Origin of the sequence: Pseudomonas sp. URMO17WK12:I7 (genome assembly GCF_003269045.1) — a bacterium.
GTDB lineage: Bacteria > Pseudomonadota > Gammaproteobacteria > Pseudomonadales > Pseudomonadaceae > Aquipseudomonas > Aquipseudomonas putida_J.
Genome location: NZ_QLTL01000008.1, coordinates 253,547 through 276,851, shown reverse-complemented (window position 1 = coordinate 276,851; position 23,305 = coordinate 253,547). Strand labels below are relative to the sequence as shown.

The following is a 23,305-nucleotide window of genomic DNA, read 5'->3' as shown; positions in this document are numbered from 1 at the left end:
AACTTGGCTCAGCAATCTCAAATGACTATGTGATTTCTCGCATGGCCACTTGTGATGCTGATAATCTTTGTGACTATCAGTCCGTACTCACAAGCACCCACACGAATTGCTTGATTCGATTTGTTAAAGAGCGTTTGGTTAAGAGCCTTTCGTCTCAACCGAGGCGCGCATTCTACGCTTTCCTCAGAGCCTGTCAAGCGTTTATTTTGAAGTTTTTTGCGAGAAACTCGTTTAGCTTCAAACACTTGGCTCGCTGCGATCACTCGTAGCGGGAGGCGAATAATACAGCATTTAAAACCGCTGTCAACCTTCATCTCAACCGCTATCGATCATTCGATCGAAGCCCCTCCAGCATCACCTTAACCACCTAACTCATTGAATCTCAAGGAGTTTGTCGTTCCGATGTCGCTGGAAGTGGGGCGCATTATAAGGGGATTCGAGACCCCGTCAACCCTTAATTTCAAGAAACTTCAATATCGCTGAAAAACAAAGCGGGGAGGCCTGTCGGCCTCCCCGCTTCATCTCATGCCTTACAAGCTAGGGAATGCAAACTGCGATGCCTCATGGCTGGCACGCTGCGGCCAGCGCTGGGTGATCGCCTTGCGACGGGTATAGAAACGCACACCATCCGGGCCGTAGGCATGCAGGTCACCGAACAGTGAACGCTTCCAGCCACCGAAGCTGTGGTAGGCAACCGGCACCGGCAGTGGCACGTTCACGCCGACCATGCCCACTTCAATCTCATCGCAGAACAGGCGCGCCGCTTCACCGTCACGGGTGAAGATGCAAGTACCGTTGCCGTACTCGTGGTCGTTGATCAGCTGCATGGCCTGCTCCAGGCTGTTCACACGCACAACGCACAGCACTGGGCCGAAGATCTCTTCTTTATAGATGCGCATCTCAGGGGTCACGTTGTCGAACAGCGTGCCACCGACGAAGTAACCATCTTCATTACCTGCCACACGCAAGCCACGGCCATCCACCACCAGCTTGGCGCCAGCTGCAACACCATCGTCAATGTAACCGACAACCTTGTCACGGGCTGCAGCAGTTACCAGCGGGCCCATGTCCAGGCCACACGACGTGCCAGCGCCAATCTTCAGCGCCTTGATCTGCGGTTCCAGCTTGGCAATCAGTGCATCGGCAACCTGATCACCTACGCACACCGCCACCGAGATAGCCATGCAACGCTCGCCGCACGAACCGTAGGCCGCGCCCATCAAAGCGCTTACCGCATTGTCCAGGTCGGCATCAGGCATCAGCACCGCGTGGTTCTTCGCACCACCCAGGGCCTGCACGCGCTTGCCGCGCTTGGTGCCTTCGGCATAGATGTATTCGGCAATCGGGGTCGAACCGACGAAGCTCAGTGCTTTCACTTCCGGTGCTTCGATCAGTGCGTCGACCGCTTCCTTATCACCGTGTACCACGTTGAGGATACCCTTCGGCAGGCCAGCCTCCAGCAGCAGTTGGGCGATGAACAGGGTGGAGCTCGGGTCGCGCTCGGAGGGTTTGAGGATAAAAGCGTTACCGCAGGCAATGGCCAGCGGGTACATCCACAGTGGCACCATGGCTGGGAAGTTGAACGGGGTGATACCAGCAACCACGCCCAGCGGCTGGAAGTCGGACCAGGCATCGATGTTCGGGCCGACGTTGCGGCTGTATTCACCTTTCAACACCTCTGGAGCGGCACAGGCGAACTCGACGTTCTCAATGCCACGCTTCAATTCACCGGCAGCGTCCTCCAAGGTCTTGCCGTGCTCTTCGCTGATCATCTGCGAGATACGGGCTTCGTTCTGCTCCAGCAGTTGCTTGAAACGGAACATCACCTGGGCGCGCTTGGCCGGCGGGGTGTTGCGCCAGGCCGGGAAGGCGGCCTTGGCAGAGTCAATGGCTTCCTGCACGGTCGCGCGGCTGGCCAGTTCGACCTTGCGTACCGCCTGGCCGGTGGAGGGATTGAAGACATCGGCGGTACGCCCGCCCTTGGTAACCAGTTCGCCGTGAATCAGGTGCTGAACAATGCTCATGCAAAACTCCAGATAAAGAAGGTTGAGGCAGGCGCGTAATTGGCTCACGCGCCCTACGTCAAAATCGGCAAGATCAGTCGATCTTGCTCAGGGCTTCACCGACCGCGTCGAACAGGCGGTCCAGCTCCTGCGGCTGGGTATTGAAGGTCGGGCCAAACTGCAGGGTGTCGCCACCGAAGCGTACATAGAAGCCGGCTTGCCACAGTTTCATGGCCGCTTCGTACGGACGCACGATGGCATCACCGTCGCGGGCAGCGATCTGGATCGCGCCGGCCAGGCCGTAGTTACGGATGTCGACGATGTTCTTGGTGCCCTTGACGCCATGCAGCAGCTTCTCGAAGTGCGGCGCCAGTTCGGCAGCTGACTGCACCAGGCTTTCCTTCTGCAGCAGGTCGAGCGCGGCGAGACCGGCGGCGCAGGCTACAGGGTGAGCCGAGTAGGTATAACCGTGGGGGAATTCCACAGCATATTCCGGGGTCGGCTGGTTCATGAAGGTCTGGTAGATCTCGCTGGTGGCGATCACCGCGCCCATCGGAATGGCACCGTTGGTGACCTGCTTGGCGATGCACATCAGGTCAGGTGTGACACCAAAGGCCTCGGAGCCGGTCATGGCGCCCATGCGACCGAAGCCGGTGATGACTTCGTCGAAAATCAACAGGATGTTGTGCTGGGTACAGATTTCACGCAGACGCTTCAGGTAACCCTTCGGCGGTGGCAGCACCCCGGCAGAACCGGCCAGCGGCTCGACGATCACCGCCGCGATGTTCGAGGCATCGTGCAGTTCGATCAGCTTGAGCATTTCATCTGCCAGGGCGATACCGCCCTCTTCCGGCATGCCTTTGGAGAAGGCGTTCACCGGCAGCACGGTGTGAGGCAGGTGGTCGACATCCAGCAGTTGGCCGAACATCTTGCGGTTGCCGTTGACGCCACCCAGGCTGGTACCGGCAATGTTCACCCCGTGATAACCACGGGCACGGCCAATGATCTTGGTCTTGGTGGCCTGGCCTTTCAGGCGCCAGTAGGCACGTACCATCTTCAGCGCGGTGTCGCAGCACTCGGAGCCAGAGTTGGTATAGAAGACGTGATTCAGGTCACCGGGCGTCAGCTCGGCGATCTTCTCGGCCAGCTGGAACGACAGCGGGTGGCCGAACTGGAACGCAGGGGAATAATCGAGGGTACCGACCTGGCGTGCGACCGCTTCGGTGATTTCCTTACGGGTATGCCCGGCGCCACAGGTCCATAGACCAGAGAGGGCGTCGAAAATCTTGCGCCCCTTGTCATCGACCAGGTAGTTGCCTTGGGCCGCCACGATCAGGCGCGGGTCGCGCTGGAAGTTACGGTTGGCGGTGTAGGGCATCCAGTGGGCATCCAGCTTCAGCTGGCTGGCGATACCGGTGGGAGCGGTTTCCGGCATGTTCATCGGCGGTTCCTCGGAAGACGATTAGGCAACGATGGATGTTGTTGCAGCTAAATTCGCACGCGGATAAAGTCTGAAAAAGACTACATTTCTAATCTTCAGGTAGCGCAATACTAAACTTATGAGCCGACGTCCCGCCCCCCTCGCACAAGTCAGCGATTTCGACATCCGCCTGCTGAAAATCTACCGGAGCGTCGTTGAGTGCGGCGGCTTCTCGGCTGCTGAAAACGTGCTGGGGATCGGCCGTTCGGCCATCAGCCAGCAGATGAACGACCTTGAGCAACGCCTGGGTTTGCGCCTGTGCCAGCGCGGCCGTGCCGGCTTCTCGTTGACCGAAGAAGGCCGCGAGGTCTACCACTCTGCCCTGCAGTTGCTCAGTGCGCTGGAAACCTTTCGCACCGAAGTCAACGGCCTGCACCAACATTTGCGCGGCGAACTCAACATCGGCCTGACCGACAACCTGGTCACCCTGCCGCACATGCGCATCACCCATGCCCTCGCCGAACTCAAGGACCGCGGCCCGGATGTGCGCATCCAGATCCGCATGATTGCCCCCAGCCAAGTCGAGCAAGGGGTATTGGATGGCAGCCTGCACGTCGGCGTGGTACCGCAGACCAGCCCACTGTCCGGCCTGGAATACCAATCGCTGTACAGCGAACGCTCACAACTTTACTGCGCGGTTGGCCATCCCTTGTTTTACGCCGACAACCAGCAGATCGACGATGACCGCCTGAACAGCCAGGAGGCGATAGCGCCGACCTTTCGGCTGCCCGCGGAAATCCAGGCGCACTACCAGGCACTCAACTGCACCGCCAGCGCCTCGGACCGCGAAGGCATGGCGTTCCTGATCCTCACCGGGCGCTACATCGGCTACCTGCCCGACCACTACGCGACCTTCTGGGTCCAGCAAGGTCGCCTGCGCGCACTCAAGCCGGCGCAACGCTTCTACGACCTCAGCCTGAGCTGGGTTACCCGCAAAGGGCGGCGGCCGAACCTGGTGCTGGAAAGCTTCCTGGAAAGCCTGGCTGCGACACGCTGATGCCAGCTTCTGACGCTAAGGCTTGTCACGCCAGCACAGGCAGGTAATCTTGTCCGACATTCGTTGCCACAGACCCGTCCGGAATCGTCCATGACCCTAGAAGTCCCTGCGCATCGCCTCGCCGCCTCGGGCAAGCCCGCCGGCCGCATCCGCCAGAAGAACGAACAGGCCATCATCCAGGCCGCCGAAGACGAATTCGCCCGCCATGGGTTCAAAGGCACCAGCATGAACACCATCGCGCTGAAAGCCGGCTTGCCCAAGGCCAACCTGCATTACTACTTCACCAACAAGCTCGGCCTCTACATCGCCGTGCTGAGCAACATCATCGAGCTGTGGGACAGCACCTTCAACGCCCTGAGCGTCGAGGACGACCCGGGCGAAGCGCTGAGCCACTACATCCGCACCAAGATGGAGTTCTCCCGACGCAACCCGCAGGCCTCGCGTATCTTCGCGATGGAAGTGATCAGCGGTGGCACCTGCCTGACCGAGTACTTCAGCGCCGACTACCGCGAATGGTTCCGCGGCCGGGCCGCCGTGTTCCAGGCCTGGATGGATGCCGGCAAAATGGACACGGTCGACCCTGTGCACCTGATTTTCCTGCTCTGGGGCAGCACCCAGCACTATGCCGACTTCGCCACCCAGATCTGCCAGGTCACCGGCCGCAGCCGCTTGACCAAGCAAGACATGGAAGATGCCAGCAACAACCTTATCCACATCATTCTCAAGGGCTGCGGCATCAAGCCGAGTGCCTGACGTTCACCTATGCCTTCTACCCTGCTCGACCTCTGCGAATTTCGCGAGGAAATCCGCAAGAGCCGCTTCATCACCCTCGCCGGCCCGATCAACAGTGCCGCCGAGGCGATGAGCTTCATCGAACGCCACAGCGACCTGGCCGCCACGCACAACTGCTGGGCCTGGAAGATCGGCGGGCAATACCGCAGCAATGACGATGGCGAGCCCGGCGGTACCGCCGGAAGGCCGATCCTTGCGGCAATCGAAGCTCAGGACTGCGACCAGGTGGTGGTGCTGGTGATCCGCTGGTACGGCGGCATTCAGCTGGGCACCGGCGGGCTGGCTCGCGCCTATGGCGGTGGCGCCAACAAGTGCCTGCAACAAGCGCCGAAACGCCTGTTGATTCAACGCAGCGAATACCACTGCAGCTGCTCGTTCAGCGAACTGGCACTTGTGAAACTGCGCCTGGCCGATGTGGATGGCCTGGTGCTGGACGAGCAGTTCACCGCCAATGGCGTGGACCTTCAGGTTGCCGTGGGTGCCGAGCATCAACCTGCCCTGCAACAGCAGCTGGCCGATCTGAGCCGCGGCCGGATCATCCTCGAAGCGCGCTGAAACTTGCCCACATCTACTGTGGGCCGGCCTGTGGATAAGCTTGGGGCATTCCTTTACAGCCTATGTCCGGCAAGGCCTGCAGAGCATTGAGCATATTTTGATCACTATTTGATGACAGCCGTAAGCGACTGACCTTTGGCGAGTTATCCCAAATACGTCAGGCCCGCTACAGCGCGGCCTCCACTGTGCTTGCGCACATTTACTGTGGATCAGCCTGTGGATAACCCGTTAGCCAACACGCCGGGCGCCCGCCAGCTAACGGCCAAGTGGAACTGTACGTTTTTTAACCAATGGTTAAACGGGCGCCTTCGGTAACTCTGCAGTATGCTCAATTCCTTTTCCCTACACCGATAAAGGAATGTTCCGATGGCAATTTCAAGAACTGCCCTCATCATCGGCGCCTCCCGCGGCCTCGGCCTCGGCTTGGTAAACCGCCTGCACGAAGACGGCTGGAACATCACCGCTACAGTACGCAACCCGCAGCAACCTGGCGGCCTTGCCAATGTGCCCGGCGTACGTGTCGAGCAACTGGAAATGAACGACACCGCGCAACTCGACAGCCTCAAGCAGCGCCTGCAAGGCCAGGTGTTCGACCTGGTGTTCGTCAACGCCGGGGTCATGGGCCCCTTGCCGCAAGACCTGGAAAGCGTACAGGCCCAGGCCATCGGCGACCTGTTCATGACCAACGCCGTGGCGCCGATCCGCCTAGCCCGTCGCCTGGCCGGCCAAGTGCGCGAAGGCAGCGGCGTGCTGGCGTTCATGAGCTCGATCCTGGGCAGCGTGACCATCCCCGACGGCGGTGAGATCTGCCTTTACAAGGCCAGCAAGGCTGCGCTCAATTCGATGATCAACAGTTTCGTGGTCGAATTGCAGCGCCCCGACCTCTGCGTGCTGGCCATGCACCCAGGCTGGGTGAAGACCGACATGGGCGGCGAAAACGCCGAAATCGACGTACTCACCAGCACCCGTGGAATGCTCGAACAGATCAAGGCACACAGCGGCAACGGTGGCCTGCGCTTCATCAACTACAAAGGCGAGCCGCTCACCTGGTGAGGTGAATACCGACCGGCCGGGCGCAATGCCCGGCCAGGCCCTGTAGAATGGCGGCAACCGTACCTGATTTGAGACATCCCCCTTATGTATGACTGGCTGAATGCCCTGCCCAAGGCAGAACTGCACCTGCACCTTGAAGGTTCGCTGGAACCTGAACTGCTGTTCGCCCTGGCCGAGCGTAACAAGATTGCCCTGCCATGGAACGACGTGGAAACGCTTCGCAGCGCCTACGCCTTCAATAACCTGCAGGAATTCCTCGACCTGTATTACCAGGGCGCGGACGTGCTGCGCACCGAGCAGGACTTCTACGACCTGACCTGGGCCTACCTGCAGCGCTGCAAGGCGCAGAATGTTATCCACACCGAACCGTTCTTCGACCCGCAGACCCACACCGACCGCGGTATCCCGTTCGAAGTCGTGCTCAATGGCATCAACCAGGCGCTGAAAGATGGTCGCGAGCAACTGGGCATCAGCAGCGGCCTGATCCTCAGTTTCCTGCGCCACCTCAGTGAAGACGAAGCGCAAAAAACCCTCGACCAGGCCCTGCCCTTCCGTGACGCCTTCATCGCCGTCGGCCTGGACAGCTCGGAAATGGGCCACCCGCCGAGCAAGTTCCAGCGCGTGTTCGACCGTGCCCGCAGCGAGGGCTTCGTGGCCGTTGCCCATGCCGGTGAGGAAGGCCCACCCGAGTACATCTGGGAAGCCCTCGACCTGCTGAAGATCAAGCGCATCGACCACGGCGTACGCGCCATAGAAGATGAACGCCTGATGCAACGCATCATCGATGAGCAGATCCCGCTCACCGTCTGCCCGTTGTCGAACACCAAGCTTTGCGTGTTCGACCATATGAGCCAGCACAACATCCTCGACATGCTCGAGCGCGGCGTAAAGGTGACGGTGAACTCGGACGACCCGGCCTACTTCGGCGGTTACGTCACAGAGAACTTCCACGCCCTGCACACCCACCTGGGCATGACCGAAGACCAGGCCCGCCGCCTGGCGCAAAACAGCCTGGATGCTCGCCTGGTCTGAAGCCGCTAACCGACCTGCAAGGTCGTCACGCGGGCTATGTGGTTGATCTGCTGCACACCCTCGGCGGAAATCTGCAATACCCGCGTGCCTTCGGGCTCGCGTATCCAGCCAGACTGCAGAAACAGTGTGAGCAAAGCCCGGCCAAGGCTGCCGCCCAAGTGCGGCCCTTGGTCGCTCCACTCATTGCAATGGCAGATCACACAGCTGTGCTGCTGCCGCGATGCCAGCGCGTCGATGTAGACGCCTATGGCAGCCAGTTGCGTTCGCCCGTTGTCGCTGACCATCAGCTCCCGCTCGTTACCCTCCAGCCAGCCCGCCACCACCAGCCGGTGATACAGTTCACCCGCCAGTTCGCCGCCCAGATGATCGCCGCAGCGGCGTGCCCTGCGCATAGACATTGGCAATTGCAGCACCTCTGTACGCGGCCCTTTTCCCGACGCCAACTGGACACTTGCCAACGCCTCGACAGCTACCCCCACCTGCGGGGTAGCGAGACGGAAGTAGCGTTTGCGGCCGCGCGCCTCAAGCCTGAGCAGGCCCGCCGAAGACAGTAACGAAAGGTGAGCGCAGGCCGAAGACGAGGTAAGCCCGGTCATCATCGCCAGCTCATCGGTCGGCCGCGGTGTGCCATCGATGAGCGCCCATAACATCGCACTGCGCTTGGGGTCGGCCATCAGGCCGGCAATCTGACTGATACTGCTGACTGCATTCATGTCCCTATATCTCCCCGCATGATCACGTCTGGTTTCCAGAGGTCAGTCATCACTACGCTGATCGCCCCCAGTCCAACTGCTCGGGGGGCAGTATAAGCCGCACCCGTGCCCCTTCCGGCAACCCAGCTCATACCACGACAGGCTCAAGCGGCGTTGGGTAGGGCAACCCTCAAGCAAGTCAAAACTGCGCTTGAAGCTGCTGCAACGTGACGCAGGGAGGAAAATACAGGACATGAGGAAGAATGGCCCAGGGCGGGCCGCGATTCTGCCGACAGCGTGCTTCATCAAATAGCGCAGATCAAAGCGAAGCTTCCACAGCAATCCAGGCGTAGCCCCCAGAAAGGTCAGACAAGCCCGTGAGATTGTGCCCCGACCGCCAGTCAGGACACCGATTCAGGCCATGGCGCCAAGTGACCGCAGCGCTACACTTGATCCGCTCTCCCCCTCATTTGGAGGTATGCCACGATGAAGATTGTCGTCAGCGCATCGAACCGCAACCCCAACTGCCCCTGGCAGGTGAGGCTCGACCAGCATGTGGTGAGTTTCCGCAGCGAAGCCGAAGCACGCGCCTTCGTCGCCACCCTGGAAACCCGCCTGCAGGCACCTCACCCACTCATGCCGGACGCGTGGCCTGTAGGCGCCGGGTCAACAGCGCGACACTGACCACCAGCGCCCCGCACAAGCTGATCACCAAGGTCATGGGCACTGCGCTGCCGTCATGCAGCACGCCGACCAGCGACGCCGCGCCGGCCGCAACACTGAACTGCACGCAGCCCATCAGTGCAGAGGCACTGCCTGCCCGCGCGCCTTGGCCGCTCATGGCGCAGGCCGAAGCGTTGGGGATGATGCAACCCAGGCTGGCAATGCAGACGAACAGTGGCACCAGCAATGGCCACAACTGTGCCGGTCGCAAGGCTGCCACGCCCAGCAGTACCAGCCCCGCCGCGAGGTACAGCCAGACTGCACGCACCAACAGGAACGCCGGGCCTCGCTTGGCCAGCAGGCGCGCATTGACCTGGGCTACCAGAATGAAGCCTGCGGCGTTGGTGCCGAACAGCCAGCCATAGTGCTCCGCTGGTACGCCATAGAGCTTGATGAATACGAAAGGCGAACCGGCGATGTAGGCAAACATGCCAGCAATGGCGATACCGCCGGTCAAGGCGTGCCCCATGAACACACGATCGGCCAACAACCGCAGGTACTGGCGCAATGCACCTGACAGCGGCTGGCGCGGCATGTGCGCAGGCAGGCTCTCCGGCAGGCCCAGGCTTACCGCAAACAGGCTGGCAGCGCTGAACAGGCTCAGCGCCAGGAAGATCGACTGCCAACCAGACACGTTCACCAAGACCCCGCCCAGCATCGGCGCAAGGATCGGTGCCAGGCCCATCACCAACATCAACTGGGAGAACACCTTGGCCGAAGCTACCGGGTCGCACTTGTCACTGACAATCGCCCGCGACAGCACCATGCCGGCGCAACCGCCCAGTGCCTGTACAAAGCGCGCCACGATCAAGGTGTCAAGGTTGGGTGCGTAGGCACAGGCCAGCGAAGCCAAGGTGAACAGCGCCACGCCGAACAGCAGCGGCTTGCGGCGGCCAAAGCGGTCGGCTACCGGCCCGTAGGCCAGCTGACCGATCGACAAGCCGAGGAAGTAGGCCGCCAAGGTGGCCTGTATGTGTTTTTCATCGGTGGCGAACGCCTGCGCCATGGCCGGGAAGGCGGGCAGGTAAAAGTCGATCGCCAAGGGCCCGAACGCACTCAGTGCGCCCAGAATCAGCACCATTCGCAGGTTCATCAGGAATCCATAGCAGGCTAAGCAAGCCGCCAAGTCTACCTGCTGTGACTACCCTCGGCATGAAAACATTTGCAATAAAATAGCGTCGCCTTGCACGCCACCCGTCAGTTGCCACAGGCCATCCCGTGGCAACTGACTTCCCCCGCGATGAGGCCAGCTCAGGCTACTTCGGCCTGATAGCCTTCTTCCCGGATCGCTGCCAGCACCTGCTCCGGCGCCAGCGCACTCAACACTCGCACCTGCTGGCCAGCCAGATCGACTTCTACCTTGGCCTGCGCATCCTGCTCCTGTACCGCGCGAGTCACTGCTTTCACACAATGACCACAGGTCATGCCTTGAACATTGAACACTTGCATGGGTACTGCCTCCTTCAGGGTTTGAGCCAGCTTCAAGCTTGCCATCGGGGCAAGGTCAAGTTCTACGTGAAACGGCCGGGCTGGAAATCCGCGCGGACCTCAGCCAAGCTGCGCCTTTGTCGATTTGTGCAAGCAGGAGATTCTTCATGTTCAGGACAGCAGTGGGCGTCGTCGGGCTGTTGGCCGCGCTGGCCGCAGTGCCACCGGCCGGCGCCGAGGGCAACTCGGACTACAGCGTGCTGATCATTTCCCGGGAGCGCCTGGAAGTGGCCACCAGCTGCGAGATCGGCGTGTACCTCAATGATCAGCTCTCCGGCCGCGTGTTCCAGGAACAGTCCACGTCCTTCAACCTGCCGCCCGGCCCAGTCGACGTGCGCCTGCGCCTGCTGCCTGGGCAAATGCCTGGCTGCGCCCCCGGCATCGAGGACCAACGCAGCACGCGACTCAACCTGCAAGCGGGCCAGATCAGCAAATACCGTATTGCCATGGGCCACAATGGCCTTGAGTTGAAGCGCGCCGGCCTGGGCTATTGACCTTCCCTGCATGGCAAGGTTGATGCTGATGCTGAAGCCCTGCCAAGGAGGAGAGCCATGCCTGCATCTACCACGTTCGACCTGCCGATCTCCGGCATGACCTGCGCCAGCTGCGCTGGCCGTGTCGAGCGCGCCCTGCGTAAAGTCAGCGGCGCTGATCAAGTCAGCGTCAACCTCGCCACCGAACAAGCCAGGGTCCAAGCCCCGGCCGATAGCCTGCCAGCCCTGGTCGAAGCCGTGCGCGGCGCCGGCTATGGCGTGCCGACCCGAACCGTGGAGCTGCAGATCAGCGGCATGACCTGTGCCAGTTGCGTCGGCCGAGTGGAGCGCGCGCTTGCCAAGCTGCCGGGAGTCGAACACGTGAGCGTCAACCTGGCCAGTGAACGTGCCCATGTTGAAGTGCTGCAGGCGCTCGATGACTCGCTGCTGATTACCACCGTCGAAAAAGCTGGCTACAGCGCCAGCCTGCCGCAAGCGGCCAAGGGTGATCAGCAGGATGCCCAACGCCGCCTGCGCAACGAGCGCCTGGCTGTCGTTGCCGCACTGTTACTGGCCCTGCCACTGGTGCTGCCGATGCTGGTGCAACCATTCGGCCTGCACTGGATGCTCCCCGCCTGGGCGCAGTTCGTGCTGGCCACTCCGGTGCAATTCATTCTCGGTGCACGCTTCTACAAAGCCGCCTACAAAGCAGTGCGCGCCGGTACCGGTAACATGGACCTGCTGGTCGCCCTTGGCACCAGCGCGGGTTATGGCCTGAGCCTGTACCAGTGGGTCAAGGCCCCGGCCGGCATGGCACCCCACCTTTATTTCGAGGCTTCGGCAGTGGTCATCGCCCTGGTATTGCTGGGCAAATACCTCGAAAGCCGCGCCAAGCGCCAGACCGCCAGCGCCATCCGCGCCCTCGAAGCGCTGCGCCCGGAACGTGCCGTGCGCGTCATCGACGGCCGCGAAGAAGACGTGGCAATCGCCCAGTTGCGCTTGGGCGACCTGGTACTGGTCAAACCCGGCGAACGCTTCCCGGTCGACGGCACAGTGGAAGAAGGCAGCAGCCACGCGGACGAAGCACTGATCAGCGGCGAGAGCCTACCGGTCCCCAAGCAAGCCGGCGACAGTGTCACCGGCGGTGCCATCAACGGTGAAGGCCGGCTACTGGTGCGTACCCAGGCCCTGGGCACGGAGACCGTGCTGGCCCGGATCATCCGTCTGGTCGAAGACGCACAAGCCGCCAAGGCGCCGATCCAGAAACTGGTCGACCGGGTCAGCCAAGTGTTCGTGCCCGCAGTGCTGGTGCTGGCACTGCTCACCTTGATTGGCTGGTGGCTGGCCGGTGCGCCGCTGGAAACCGCCCTGATCAATGCGGTCGCCGTGCTGGTGATCGCCTGCCCCTGCGCCTTGGGCCTGGCTACGCCAGCAGCGATCATGGCCGGCACCGGCGTTGCCGCCCGCCACGGCATTTTGATCAAGGATGCCGAAGCACTGGAGCGTGCCCATGCGGTCAATCGCGTGGTATTCGACAAGACCGGCACCCTCACCTCCGGCAGCCCGCGCGTGGTCCACAGCCAGGCACTGGCCGTTGATAGCGCCGACCTGCACCGTCTCGCCGGTGCCCTGCAGCGCGGCAGCGAGCACCCGTTGGCCAAAGCGGTGCTGGACGCCTGTACCGAGCAAGGCCTTGAGGTACCCGCCGTCACTGCCAGCCAGTCGCTTACCGGTCGCGGCATTGCCGGGTGCGTGGAAGGCCGCGAACTGGCGCTGGGCAACCGGCGCCTGCTCGACGAAAGCAACCTGCAACCCGGCGAGCTGGCCGCCAAGGCTCAAGCCTGGGAAGCCGAAGGCCGAACGCTGTCGTGGCTCATCGAACGCGGCGCGGCTGCGCGCGTGCTGGGTCTGTTCGCTTTCGGAGACAGCCTCAAGCCTGGTGCCGAGCAGGCCATCGCCGCCCTGCACGCCCGCCACATCAGCAGCCACCTGCTGACCGGTGACAACCGCGGCAGCGCCCAAGTGGTGGCCGATGCGCTCGGTATCGACGATGTGCATGCCGAAGTGCTGCCGGCCGACAAGGCCGCCACCGTGGCCGCCCTGAAAAAGGACGGCGTGGTGGCGATGGTCGGCGATGGCATCAACGATGCCCCGGCCCTGGCCGCCGCCGACATCGGCATCGCCATGGGCGGTGGCACCGATGTGGCCATGCAGGCGGCCGGCATCACCCTGATGCGTGGCGACCCACGCCTGGTGCCCGCTGCTCTGGAAATCAGCCGCAAGACCTATGCGAAAATCCGCCAGAACCTGTTCTGGGCCTTCATCTATAACCTGATCGGCATTCCCCTGGCCGCACTGGGCTATCTCAACCCAGTACTCGCCGGCGCCGCCATGGCGCTGTCCAGCGTCAGCGTGGTCAGCAATGCCCTGTGGCTGAAGACCTGGAAACCCACCAGCACCTCCCAGGAGGCCCGATGAACATTGGCCAGGCCGCCCGCCGCAGCGGGCTCAGCACCAAGATGATCCGCTACTACGAATCCATCGGCCTGCTCAAGCCGGCCACGCGCAGTGACAGTGGCTACCGCTTGTATCAGGCCGAGGACTTGCACAGCCTGGCCTTCATCAAGCGTTCCCGTGACCTCGGGTTTTCTCTGGATGAAGTGGGCAAGCTGCTGACCCTGTGGCAGGACCGCGGACGGGCCAGCGCCGACGTCAAGGCCTTGGCCATGCAGCACATCGATGAGCTGAATCGGCGCATCGACGAACTGGTCAGTTTGCGAGACACCCTGGGTGATCTGGTCGCCCACTGCCAGGGGGACGACCGGCCGGATTGCCCGATCCTGAAAGACCTGGCCAATGGCGCAAGCTGCTGCCAATGAAGGCGTATGGCGTGCTGATATCAGTCCGCCATACTGTTTTGGTATGCCATATTAGCCTAAAGCCGACCGAATAGTCGCCAAATGCGACTTCGCCCAATAAATACGGGCACTTTCCCTAAGAATTCCCCGGATGCTGCCGATGTAGTTGTACCTGCCTCGCGTGCAAAAAATAAATTCCGGGAGCGTCGATGAACATCAAACAGAAACTGACTTGGGCATTCGCGGTCATCGCCGGCTTGCCCATCGTCCTCGTGGCCACCTTGGTGGTGATCAACCTGCGCGGTGAAGCCCGCGACGGCTTCCTCGACAGCAGCAGCCGAGAAATCCGCCAGGTCAGCAACGCGATGAACATCTTCTTCCAGGGCATCGACCAGAACGTCGCCTACCTGGCTTCGCAACCGATGGTGGCGACCACCGGCGGCAACCTGAACAAATTCATGAGCGCCAACCCGTCCTACGAGCTGGGCGATCAGGACAAGCAACTGCTGGAATTCTTCACCCGTCTGGCAGAGTCTCACCCAGGCTATGCCTATGTTTCCTACGGCGTAAGCGATGGCGGCTACGTCGGCTGGCCGGCCGGGCAGAAGTTCGTCAATTACGACCCGCGCCCGCGCCCGTGGTACCAGTTGGCCATGGCCAACCCCGGCAAGACCGTGCGCACCGGTGCCTATTACTGGGCCGCCGACGACGCCGTACTGATCAGCACCGTACGCGCCGTGGCCAACCAGCTCGGCAACCCGGGCGGCGTGGTCAACATCGACGTTTCGCTCAAGGGCCTGACCGAGATCGTCAAGCAGATCAAACTGGGCGAAAGCGGCTACCTGATGCTGGTGGAAAACAACGGCAACGTGATGGTCGACCCACGCGATGCCAGCCACAACTTCAAGCAACTGGCCAGCTTCGGTGATGGCTATGCCGAACTGGCCAAGGCCGGCAAGGGCCTGGTCGAGGTCGAAATCAATGGCCAACGCTACATGGCCAACGTCTACCCTGACGAAAAGCTGGGCTGGACCTTCATCGGCCTGATCCAACAAGGCGAAGTGATGCAGACCACCACCCGCCTGACCTGGCTGATCGGCATCATCGCAGTGGTGCTGGCAGCTGTGTTCGCCGCGGTCGGCGCCGCCTTCGCCAAACTCATCGTGCGCCCGATCAACAGCGTCACCAGCGGCCTGGAAGACATTGCCCAAGGCGAAGGCGACCTGACCCGCAACCTCGACGTGCGTGGCCGTGATGAAACCGCGCAACTGGCCAACTGGTTCAACCAGTTCCTGGGCGCCATCCGCAGCCTGATCCAGCATATCGGCTCGGCCGCCAGCAAGATCCTCAGCACCTCCAGCAGCTCTACCCGGGTTTCCAGCGACATGGCCGAGGCTGCCGGGCGCCAGCGTGAAGCCGTGGACATGGTCTCCACTGCATTCCACGAAATGGTCGCCACCGCCAACGAAGTTGCCCGCTCCTGCAGCCAGGCCGCGCAATCGGCTGACAGCGGCCAGCAACAGGCCCGCGAAGGCCAGCAACAGATCGACGCGGCGGTCAACAGCGTCGACCGCCTGAGCCAGGAGATCGAGCAGTCGGCCCAGTCGATCCAGCAACTGGAGCGCGATAGCAACGCTATCCAGTCGATCCTCGGCACCATCCGCTCGATTGCCGAGCAGACCAACCTGCTGGCACTCAACGCGGCCATCGAAGCGGCCCGGGCCGGTGAACAGGGCCGTGGCTTTGCCGTGGTGGCCGATGAAGTGCGGGCCCTGGCCAAGCGCACCGCCGACTCTACCGCCGAAATCGATGGCTTGCTGGGCAACCTGGCCAGCCGCACTGCGCAGGTGGCCGAGCAGATGCATGCCAGCCTTGAAGTGTCGCAGCAGTCGGTCAGCCGCATTGGCTTGGCCCGCGACAGCTTCGGGCAAATTCGGGAGTCGGTGGACATCATCCGCGACATGAACACGCAGATCGCCACGGCGGCCGAGGAACAGCACCAGGTGGCCGAGGACATCAACCGCCATATCAGCCAGATTCACGGGGATGCTCAGTTGGTGGCCGAGCTGGCACAGGCGGCGCGTCAAGACTCCGAGAGCCTGGCGGGGCTGTCCAATGAACTGGATTCGCTGGTGCGCCGCTTCCGTACCTGAGTCCTGCTGTACCGGCCTCTTCGCGGGCAAGCCCGCTCCCACAGGAATTGTCACTGCCGTTGGGCTATGTGATATCCCTGTGGGAGCGGGCTTGCCCGCGAAGAGGCCGGTATTGGCAACATCAAAACTTCAGTTCCCCAGGCGTCGCCCCGAACAATTGCTTGAAGGCTGCGATGTAAGCCGAAGTCGAATCATACCCACAGCCCAGCGCCGCCTCGGTCACACTGTCCCCCGCCTCCAGCAACGCCAGCGAAGACAGCAGCCGCATCCGCTGCCGCCAATTGCGGAAACTCAACCCGGTCTCGCGCTGGAACAAACGCATCAACGTCTTTTCCGAACAGCCCAGTTGCACCGCCCATTGCTGCAGGGTCTGCACCTGGTCGGGCTCGGCGATCAGGCCATTGCACAGCGCCAGCAACCCTGGGTGACGTGGCAGCGGAAGCGAGAAACCCACCTCGGGCAACGTGCGCAACTGATCGAGCAACACCGCCACCAGGCGCCCTTCGACGCTGTCGCCTTCCGTGTATTGAGCCGGCAACAGGCAGAACTGCTTGATCAGCTCCCGCGCCAAGGGCGTCACCTCCAGCACCCGACAGTGCGCCGGCGCCCAAAGGCACGCATCACGGCGGATATACAAGCTGCGCATTTCAGCTTGCCCGGACGTCACGACCTCATGTTCGGCATCGGCCGGTATCCATACGCCCCACTGCGGTGGGGCGAAGTAGCTGCCATCGTCGGTATACACGCCCAATACGCCACTGATAGCGTAGGAAAATTGCACCCAGTCATGGCTGTGGCGAGTGGTCCAGGACCCGGCGCCAAGGCTTTCGGCGCGGGCATAGACGGGCCGAGGTAACCGGTCCAGGGCAGGAATGGCACGGGGATGTCCGATCGTCTGCATAGCGAATTCTTGTAGTTCTGAGCAGACAAGCCTAACAGTTGATTCGTGTTCAGGTCAGGCTCGGTCCATGTGGGAGCGGCCTTGCCGCGCCCACATTGTCCGGCTTCAGCGCTCAACGATCACCGTCACCCCTTGCCCACCCGCTGCACAAATGGATATCAAGCCACGCCCTTTTCCGGCCGTGGCCAGCAACTTCGCCAGGTTGGCCAATATCCGCCCGCCGGTGGCCGCGAACGGGTGACCCGCCGCCAGCGAACTGCCCTTGACGTTGAGTTTGCTGCGATCGATGGCCCCAAGCGCTGCATCCAGCCCCAGGCGCTCACGACAAAAGTCCGTATCCTCCCAGGCCTTGAGGGTGCACAAGACTTGCGCAGCAAAGGCTTCGTGGATTTCGTAATAATCGAAGTCCTGCAAGGTCAGCCCATTGCGCGCCAACAGACGTGGCACGGCGTATACCGGCGCCATCAGCAACCCCTCGCGCCCGGTGACGAAATCCACGGCGGCGGTTTCGCCATCGACCAGGTAGGCCAGCACTGGCAGGCCTTGCTGCTGTGCCCATTGTTCGCTGCCAAGCAGCACCATCGAGGCGCCATCGGTCAACGGCGTGGAGTTGCCCGGCGTCAACGTGCCCTGGCCGCTGCGGTCGAATGAGGGTTTGAGCCTGGCCAGTTGCTCCGAGGTCAGGTCAGTACGCAGATTGTTGTCACGGGTCAGGTTCATGAAGGGCGTCAGCAGGTCATTTTGCCAACCCTCACCATACGAGGCCGCCAGTTGCTGATGGCTGTGCAGCGCCAGCGCGTCCTGCTCGGCGCGGCCAATGGCCCAGGTTTGCGCCATGCGCTCGCAATGCTCGCCCATCGACAGTCCGGTGCGGGGCTCGCCATTGCGCGGTAGTTCGGGTATCAGGTGGCTTGGGCGCAATTGCAGGAACGGCTTGAGTCGCTCGCCCAGTGTCTTGCCGCGGTTGGCCTGCAAGAGGATACGCCGCAGCCCTTCGTTGACGCCGATAGGGGCGTCGGAGGTTGTGTCCACGCCACCGGCGATGCCACAGTCGATTTGCCCGAGGGCAATCTTGTTGGCAACCAGCAGCGCCGCTTCAAGGCCCGTGCCGCAGGCCTGCTGGATGTCGTAGGCCGGCGTCTGCGGCGACAGACGCGAGCCGAGCACGCATTCGCGGGTCAGGCTCATGTCCCGCGAGTGCTTGAGCACGGCCCCTGCCACCACTTCACCCAGGCGCAGCCCATGCAGGCGATAACGCTCGATCAAGCCTTCCAAGGCTGCGGTCAGCATCGCCTGATTGCTGGCAGTGGCATAGGCGCCATTGGAGCGGGCGAAGGGGATACGGTTGCCGCCCAGGATCGCGACCCGGCGAGTTGAACGCATGCGCTTGTTCCTCCGGAAACAATTTGATCCGTACAGCCTAGGTGTTTTTACCGCATTCGAACGACCTTGCCATAAAGTTGGTCCACACTTGCAAGCTTGCCTTCTGGGAGACCCGCACATGAGCGATCGCTATCTCGGCTTTGCCAACTCCAACCTCGGTCGCCGCCTGGTCGATGCCCTTGGCCTGCCGCGCCCGGCGCCGCTGGAGCGCTGGCAGGCGGGCCGCCTGCGTCCGGTAGAGGGCGCGTTGGTGCTCGGTGGCGGACCGCTGGCGAACCAGGTCGAGGCCATCGCCCCGCGCCTGACCGATGCGGTGTACAGCTTCAATGGCGACGGCCTGCAGGCTCCCGCCTGGGTCGCCGGCCTGGGGCCGAAACTCAAGGCCGTGGTGTTCGACGCGAGCCATCTGTCCGACAGCGACCAGCTGAAACAGTTGCGCGAGTTCTTCCAGCCCGTGCTGCGCAGCCTCGCACCCTGTGCCCACGTGGTAATCCTTGGGCGTGCGCCAGAATCCCTCGACGACCCGCTGGCCAGTGTTGCGCAGCGCGCCCTGGAAGGCTTCAGCCGCTCGCTGGCCAAAGAGCTTCGCAATGGCGCAACCGCGCAGTTACTGTACGTGGCAACGGGCGCGGACGCTCAGCTCGAAGGCGCCTTGCGCTTCTTCCTGTCACCCAAGAGTGCCTTTGTTTCCGGGCAGGTCCTGCGCCTGCAGGCCGGTGCCGCCCAGGTCGAAGACTGGACCCGCCCGCTCGGTGGCCGTCGCGCCCTGGTCACCGGCGCCGCACGCGGTATCGGCGCCGCCATTGCCGAAACCTTGGCGCGCGATGGCGCCGAGGTGATGCTGCTCGACGTGCCCCAGGCCCAGCAAGACCTCGATGCTCTTGCCGCGCGCCTCGGTGGCAAGGCCCTGGGCCTCGACATCTGCGCCAGCGATGCCTCGGCCAGGCTGCTCGAAGCACTGCCAGGCGGCATCGACATCGTCGTGCACAACGCCGGCATCACCCGTGACAAGACCCTGGCCAACATGACGCCGGAGTACTGGGATGCGGTGCTGGCAGTCAACCTCAAGGCTCCGCAACTGTTGACCCAGGCCCTGCATGACGGTGGCGCGCTGGGCGATAACGCGCGTATTACCCTGCTGGCATCGGTCAGCGGCATTGCCGGCAACCGCGGGCAAGCCAACTATGCCGCGAGCAAGGCCGGCCTGATCGGCTTTGCCCAAGCCTGGGCGGCGAAGCTCGCCGAGCGCGGCGGCAGTATCAATGCCGTGGCGCCCGGCTTCATCGAAACGCACATGACCGCCGCCATGCCCATCGGCCTGCGCGAGGCCGGGCGGCGCCTGAGCTCGCTGGGCCAGGGTGGGCACCCGCAGGATGTCGCCGAAGCCATCGCCTGGCTCAGCCAGCCGGGTAGCGGGTCGGTCAACGGCCAGGTGCTGCGCGTCTGCGGCCAGGCCTTGATGGGGGCCTGACCATGAACCGCCAATGGCAAGACCTGCACAGCCCTGATTCACGTGCCAGCCTTTACCTGCGTGCCGCCAGCAAGCGCAAGATCAGCGGCGATACCTTGCCCACCGGCGGCCTGCGCAGCTTCATCCGCGTGCAGCCCGGCAACCTCGCGGCTTACCGCCGCCTCTGCCACTTCACCGACGACGGCCGCTTGCCCGGCACATACCCACATGTGATGGCCTTCCCCCTGCAACTGCACCTGCTGACCGGCCACGACTTCCCCTTCCCGTTGCTCGGGCTGGTTCACCTGCACAACCGCATCGACGTGCTCCGCCCGCTGGGCGGCATCGACGGGCTGCGCTTTGCGGTGTATGCCGACAATCTGCAGCCACATGCCAAGGGCGGCACCTTTGACCTGGTCACCGAAGCCGAGGACGGCCTTGGCCTGCTCTGGCGTGAAACCAGCCGCATGCTGGTGCGTGGCCTGAAGCACCATGGCCAGCAGAGCGACAGCGAAGAGAACGAGCCTGGGACCCTGGCGGAGGTGACCCGCTGGTACGCCGACGGTGATATCGGCCGGCGCTACGCCAAGGTCTGTGGCGATTACAACCCGATTCACCTCAGCGCCGTCAGCGCACGCTTGTTCGGATTTCCCAAGGCCATCGCCCACGGCATGTGGAGCAATGCCATGGCGTTGGCGGCTTTGCGTACACACATGCCAAACAGTGGTTACCGCTTCGAGGTTGGCTTTCGCAAGCCAGTGCGTTTGCCATCGGAGGTTGTTCTAAGTGCCAGCGAAGCGGGGCCAGCGGGTGAGCTGCGGCTGGATGGGCACGGCGGGTTGCTGCACATGGCAGGGCGCTGGGCAGTGCTCTAACGCCCTGATTGCACTTGCTTTGCATCGGGCCTGCGCAGAAGCTATGCAGCCTTAGGAGACTCCCGATGAACCTGCAAGAACTCACCGAACGCCTGCATCAGATCCGCGACAACAACGACTGGCGCGGCTTCCACAGCCCGAAGAACCTGGCCATGGCCGCCAGCGTCGAAATGGCCGAGCTGGTGGAAATCTTCCAGTGGCTGAGCGAGGACCAATCGCGTCAGTTGCCCGCCGATCAGCTGGCCCACGCCGGCCAGGAAGTCGGCGATGTGGTCCTGTACCTGTTGCTGCTGTGCAGCGAGCTGGGCCTGGACATGGAGCAGGTGGTACGGGCCAAGCTGGCCGACAGCGAGAGGCGTTTCGCGCGATGAACGACCGTCACTTCGACGAACTGGCCACGCGCTTTGCCGAGAAGATCTACGGCGGCGCCAAGGGCGCGATCCGCCTGGCCGTGCTCCAGGCCGACCTGGCCGAGGCCCTGCCCGATCGACCGTTGCGGGTGCTCGACATTGGCGCCGGCCTGGGCCACATGGCCTTGTGGCTGGCTCAGCGTGGGCACGCTGTAACGCTGGCCGAACCCGCCGCACCGATGCTCGAAGGTGCCCAGGCGCGCTTCGCAGAAGCGGGGCAAACGGCAACATTCATCCAGGCACCGTGGCAAGCGCTGCTGGGCCAGCTCACCGAGCCTTATGACCTGGTGCTATGCCACGCCGTCCTGGAATGGCTGGCCGAACCGCAAAGCATCCTGCCGGTGCTGCATCAACTGACGGCCCCGGGTGGGTGGCTGTCGCTGGCGTTCTACAACCGCGACGCCCTGGTCTACCGCAACTTGCTCAAGGGCCATTTCCGCAAGCTGCGCAGCAACCGCCTGGAAGGTGAAAAGCAGAGCCTGACCCCGCAAAAACCGCTTGATCCGCGGGAGCTCAAGGCGCAACTTGAAACCCTGTGGCAAGTCGAAAGCGAGAGTGGCGTGCGCGTCTTCCACGACTACATGCCCAAGGAATTCCAGGACAAGGCCGAGCTGCTCGACCTGCTGGAAATGGAACTGGCCCACCGCCGTCACCCAAGCTTCGCCGGGCTCGGCCGCTACCTGCACTGGATGTGCCGCCCCTGCTGATTACGCCCCTTCGGGAGGGATACATGCCGTACCGTCTGTTGTGCCTGGCCCTGCTGCCGCTCACCCTGGCCGCCTGCCAGGCCAGCAACCCTTACGTGGCCAGCAGCCGCCCATTGCCGCCTGCGCCTGCGCAAGCGGCCAACACGTTCGACGCCAGCGCCTACCCGGCGGCGCCGCGCGATTACGGGCACTATCGCAGCTGGAGCTGGCGCGGCGGCCAGTTGCCAAGCGGCAATGCCGAGGCCGACCCGGCGCAAATTGCCGATGCCGTCAGCGGCGCCCTGGACCAACATGGCCTGCGCCCGGCCCGGGGCACCACTGGCGACCTGCTGGTGAGCGCCGACATGCGCCTGGAGCGGCGCCTGCGCCAGGTGCGTGACTATGACACCTACGACCCCTACTACGGCCCGTACCCCTATGGTGGTGTCGGCTTCGGCGGCTACCGCAACGGTTACGGCGCCTACGGCAGCGTGCCGATCGTGCGCACCTACGAAGTGGAGGTGATGGTGGTGCGCATCGACCTGTTCGATGCCCGCAACGGTCAGCCGGTGTGGAGCGCCAGCGCTGAAAGCGGCAGCGACAAAAGCTCGCCGCGCGATCGCGAGACCGCCTTGCGTGAATCGGTTCACAAGGCGCTCAGCGGCTATCCTCCCAGTTAACGCCTAACGGAGAACCATCATGTTGCGCCGCCTCGTTCTACTGTCATTTGCGTTGTTGCTCGCCGCCTGCTCAAGCAACAACGTTCAGCAGGATTTCGACGCCAGCCGCGATTTCGCCGCCTATCGCAGCTGGGCATGGCAGGAGCCGGGCCTGCAGTACCGCCCGGACGATCCGCGCATCAAGAGCGACCTGACCGAACAGCGCATCCGCGCAGCAGTCGCCGACCAGCTCGACCAGCGCGGCCTGCGCCCCGCCCAAGGCAACGCCAGGCCTGACGTCACGGTCCGCGCCTACCTGATCGTCGAACAACGCCAGCAACAGATCACCACCAACTATGGCGGCGCCTGGGGCGGGTACTGGAACGGTTATTGGGGCGGCCCGATGTACAACGAAACACGCAGCGTCGACTACAAGGTGGCAACCATTCAGATCGACATGTTCGATGGCCATGACGGCAAGCTGGTCTGGCGCGGCAGCGCCGAACAGATCATGAACAATTACCCGCCTAGCCCCGACGAGCGCAACAGCGCAATCCAGAAGACCGTTGCCCAGGTGCTCGGCAATTATCCACCGGGCCGGGCGAAATAAGCCCTGCCACCGCGCAAACGGCCTGATCACGA

23 protein-coding genes and 1 pseudogene are annotated in these 23,305 nt (G+C 62.9%); 17 read left to right on the top strand and 7 right to left on the bottom strand.

Annotation, left to right across the window (positions count from 1 at the left end; translation table 11 throughout):
- Positions 1-530 precede the first annotated feature (530 nt).
- Positions 531-2,024: a CoA-acylating methylmalonate-semialdehyde dehydrogenase gene (locus H040_RS13515; RefSeq protein ID WP_027920851.1), complete on the bottom strand. Its 1,494-nt coding sequence runs from the start codon at positions 2,022-2,024 to the stop codon at positions 531-533.
- A 73-nt stretch (positions 2,025-2,097) separates the two neighbouring features.
- Positions 2,098-3,444, bottom strand: a complete 1,347-nt coding sequence (locus H040_RS13510) for an aspartate aminotransferase family protein (RefSeq protein WP_027920850.1) — start codon at positions 3,442-3,444, stop codon at positions 2,098-2,100.
- A 118-nt stretch (positions 3,445-3,562) separates the two neighbouring features.
- Between H040_RS13510 and H040_RS13505 the strand changes: the two genes are divergently transcribed.
- The 5 genes from H040_RS13505 (at position 3,563) to H040_RS13485 (ending at position 7,912) form a co-directional block, all read left to right on the top strand.
- Complete coding sequence (locus H040_RS13505; RefSeq protein WP_027920849.1) at positions 3,563-4,480, top strand: LysR family transcriptional regulator; 918 nt, start codon at positions 3,563-3,565, stop codon at positions 4,478-4,480.
- Between the two features lie 90 nt (positions 4,481-4,570).
- On the top strand, positions 4,571-5,233 hold the full coding sequence (locus tag H040_RS13500; protein WP_027920848.1) for a TetR/AcrR family transcriptional regulator: 663 nt from the start codon (positions 4,571-4,573) through the stop codon (positions 5,231-5,233).
- Between the two features lie 9 nt (positions 5,234-5,242).
- Positions 5,243-5,827 carry an IMPACT family protein gene (locus H040_RS13495; protein ID WP_027920847.1) on the top strand — a complete coding sequence of 195 codons (585 nt, stop codon included), beginning with the start codon at positions 5,243-5,245 and terminating at the stop codon, positions 5,825-5,827.
- 366 nt (positions 5,828-6,193) lie between these two features.
- On the top strand, positions 6,194-6,880 hold the full coding sequence (locus H040_RS13490) for an SDR family oxidoreductase (RefSeq protein ID WP_027920846.1): 687 nt from the start codon (positions 6,194-6,196) through the stop codon (positions 6,878-6,880).
- A gap of 84 nt (positions 6,881-6,964) precedes the next feature.
- Entirely contained in the window at positions 6,965-7,912 is a 948-nt protein-coding gene (locus tag H040_RS13485) for an adenosine deaminase (RefSeq protein ID WP_027920845.1), read from the top strand.
- A gap of 5 nt (positions 7,913-7,917) precedes the next feature.
- On the opposite strand, the gene H040_RS13480 is transcribed toward H040_RS13485, so the two are convergent.
- Positions 7,918-8,625 (bottom strand): ArsR/SmtB family transcription factor, encoded by a 708-nt coding sequence (locus tag H040_RS13480; RefSeq protein WP_027920844.1) that lies wholly within the window; start codon positions 8,623-8,625, stop codon positions 7,918-7,920.
- A 465-nt stretch (positions 8,626-9,090) separates the two neighbouring features.
- Here H040_RS13480 and H040_RS27755 point away from each other — a divergent pair, with 465 nt between their 5' ends.
- Positions 9,091-9,288, top strand: a complete 198-nt coding sequence (locus tag H040_RS27755; RefSeq protein ID WP_081784348.1) for a hypothetical protein — start codon at positions 9,091-9,093, stop codon at positions 9,286-9,288.
- On the opposite strand, the gene H040_RS13470 is transcribed toward H040_RS27755, so the two are convergent.
- Both H040_RS13470 and H040_RS13465 read right to left on the bottom strand, forming a co-directional pair.
- Positions 9,239-10,420, bottom strand: a complete 1,182-nt coding sequence (locus tag H040_RS13470; protein ID WP_027920843.1) for a multidrug effflux MFS transporter — start codon at positions 10,418-10,420, stop codon at positions 9,239-9,241. The two genes, H040_RS27755 and H040_RS13470, sit on opposite strands and share 50 nt — an antisense overlap.
- 158 nt (positions 10,421-10,578) lie before the next feature.
- The gene (locus tag H040_RS13465; protein WP_027920842.1) at positions 10,579-10,776 is read right to left on the bottom strand and encodes a heavy-metal-associated domain-containing protein; all 198 of its coding nucleotides are present in this window, start codon (positions 10,774-10,776) and stop codon (positions 10,579-10,581) included.
- Between the two features lie 146 nt (positions 10,777-10,922).
- Here H040_RS13465 and H040_RS13460 point away from each other — a divergent pair, with 146 nt between their 5' ends.
- From H040_RS13460 to H040_RS28120, 5 genes and pseudogenes are all read left to right on the top strand, one after another.
- A complete protein-coding gene (locus H040_RS13460) occupies positions 10,923-11,309 on the top strand; it encodes a hypothetical protein (RefSeq protein ID WP_027920841.1) in 387 nt (128 codons plus the stop codon).
- A gap of 57 nt (positions 11,310-11,366) precedes the next feature.
- Positions 11,367-13,766, top strand: a complete 2,400-nt coding sequence (locus tag H040_RS13455) for a heavy metal translocating P-type ATPase (RefSeq protein ID WP_027920840.1) — start codon at positions 11,367-11,369, stop codon at positions 13,764-13,766.
- Positions 13,763-14,167 (top strand): Cu(I)-responsive transcriptional regulator, encoded by a 405-nt coding sequence (gene cueR, locus H040_RS13450; RefSeq protein WP_027920839.1) that lies wholly within the window; start codon positions 13,763-13,765, stop codon positions 14,165-14,167. The genes H040_RS13455 and cueR overlap by 4 nt, the downstream gene beginning before the upstream one ends.
- A 188-nt stretch (positions 14,168-14,355) precedes the next feature.
- Positions 14,356-15,441: pseudogene (locus H040_RS28125) on the top strand (HAMP domain-containing protein); the annotation flags it as partial.
- Positions 15,442-15,531: 90 nt separating this feature from the next.
- Positions 15,532-16,299, top strand: a complete 768-nt coding sequence (locus H040_RS28120; RefSeq protein ID WP_371260277.1) for a methyl-accepting chemotaxis protein — start codon at positions 15,532-15,534, stop codon at positions 16,297-16,299.
- Between the two features lie 121 nt (positions 16,300-16,420).
- On the opposite strand, the gene H040_RS13440 is transcribed toward H040_RS28120, so the two are convergent.
- Together H040_RS13440 and H040_RS13435 are read right to left on the bottom strand one after the other, a co-directional pair.
- Positions 16,421-17,200: an AraC family transcriptional regulator gene (locus H040_RS13440; RefSeq protein ID WP_027920837.1), complete on the bottom strand. Its 780-nt coding sequence runs from the start codon at positions 17,198-17,200 to the stop codon at positions 16,421-16,423.
- Positions 17,201-17,305: 105 nt separating this feature from the next.
- Complete coding sequence (locus H040_RS13435) at positions 17,306-18,583, bottom strand: acetyl-CoA C-acetyltransferase (protein ID WP_027920836.1); 1,278 nt, start codon at positions 18,581-18,583, stop codon at positions 17,306-17,308.
- A 118-nt stretch (positions 18,584-18,701) separates the two neighbouring features.
- On the opposite strand from H040_RS13435, the gene H040_RS13430 reads away from it, so the two are divergent.
- The 6 genes from H040_RS13430 to H040_RS13405 all read left to right on the top strand — a co-directional run bounded on the left by H040_RS13430 (position 18,702) and on the right by H040_RS13405 (position 23,273).
- Positions 18,702-20,054: a 3-oxoacyl-ACP reductase gene (locus tag H040_RS13430; protein ID WP_027920835.1), complete on the top strand. Its 1,353-nt coding sequence runs from the start codon at positions 18,702-18,704 to the stop codon at positions 20,052-20,054.
- A gap of 2 nt (positions 20,055-20,056) precedes the next feature.
- A complete protein-coding gene (locus tag H040_RS13425) occupies positions 20,057-20,908 on the top strand; it encodes a MaoC family dehydratase (protein WP_027920834.1) in 852 nt (283 codons plus the stop codon).
- 65 nt (positions 20,909-20,973) lie between these two features.
- Complete coding sequence (locus H040_RS13420) at positions 20,974-21,279, top strand: MazG-like family protein (RefSeq protein ID WP_027920833.1); 306 nt, start codon at positions 20,974-20,976, stop codon at positions 21,277-21,279.
- Positions 21,276-22,025, top strand: a complete 750-nt coding sequence (locus H040_RS13415; protein ID WP_027920832.1) for a methyltransferase domain-containing protein — start codon at positions 21,276-21,278, stop codon at positions 22,023-22,025. The genes H040_RS13420 and H040_RS13415 overlap by 4 nt, the downstream gene beginning before the upstream one ends.
- 23 nt (positions 22,026-22,048) lie before the next feature.
- Positions 22,049-22,684: a DUF4136 domain-containing protein gene (locus tag H040_RS13410; protein ID WP_027920831.1), complete on the top strand. Its 636-nt coding sequence runs from the start codon at positions 22,049-22,051 to the stop codon at positions 22,682-22,684.
- A gap of 19 nt (positions 22,685-22,703) precedes the next feature.
- Complete coding sequence (locus H040_RS13405) at positions 22,704-23,273, top strand: DUF4136 domain-containing protein (RefSeq protein ID WP_027920830.1); 570 nt, start codon at positions 22,704-22,706, stop codon at positions 23,271-23,273.
- Positions 23,274-23,305: the final 32 nt, after the last annotated feature.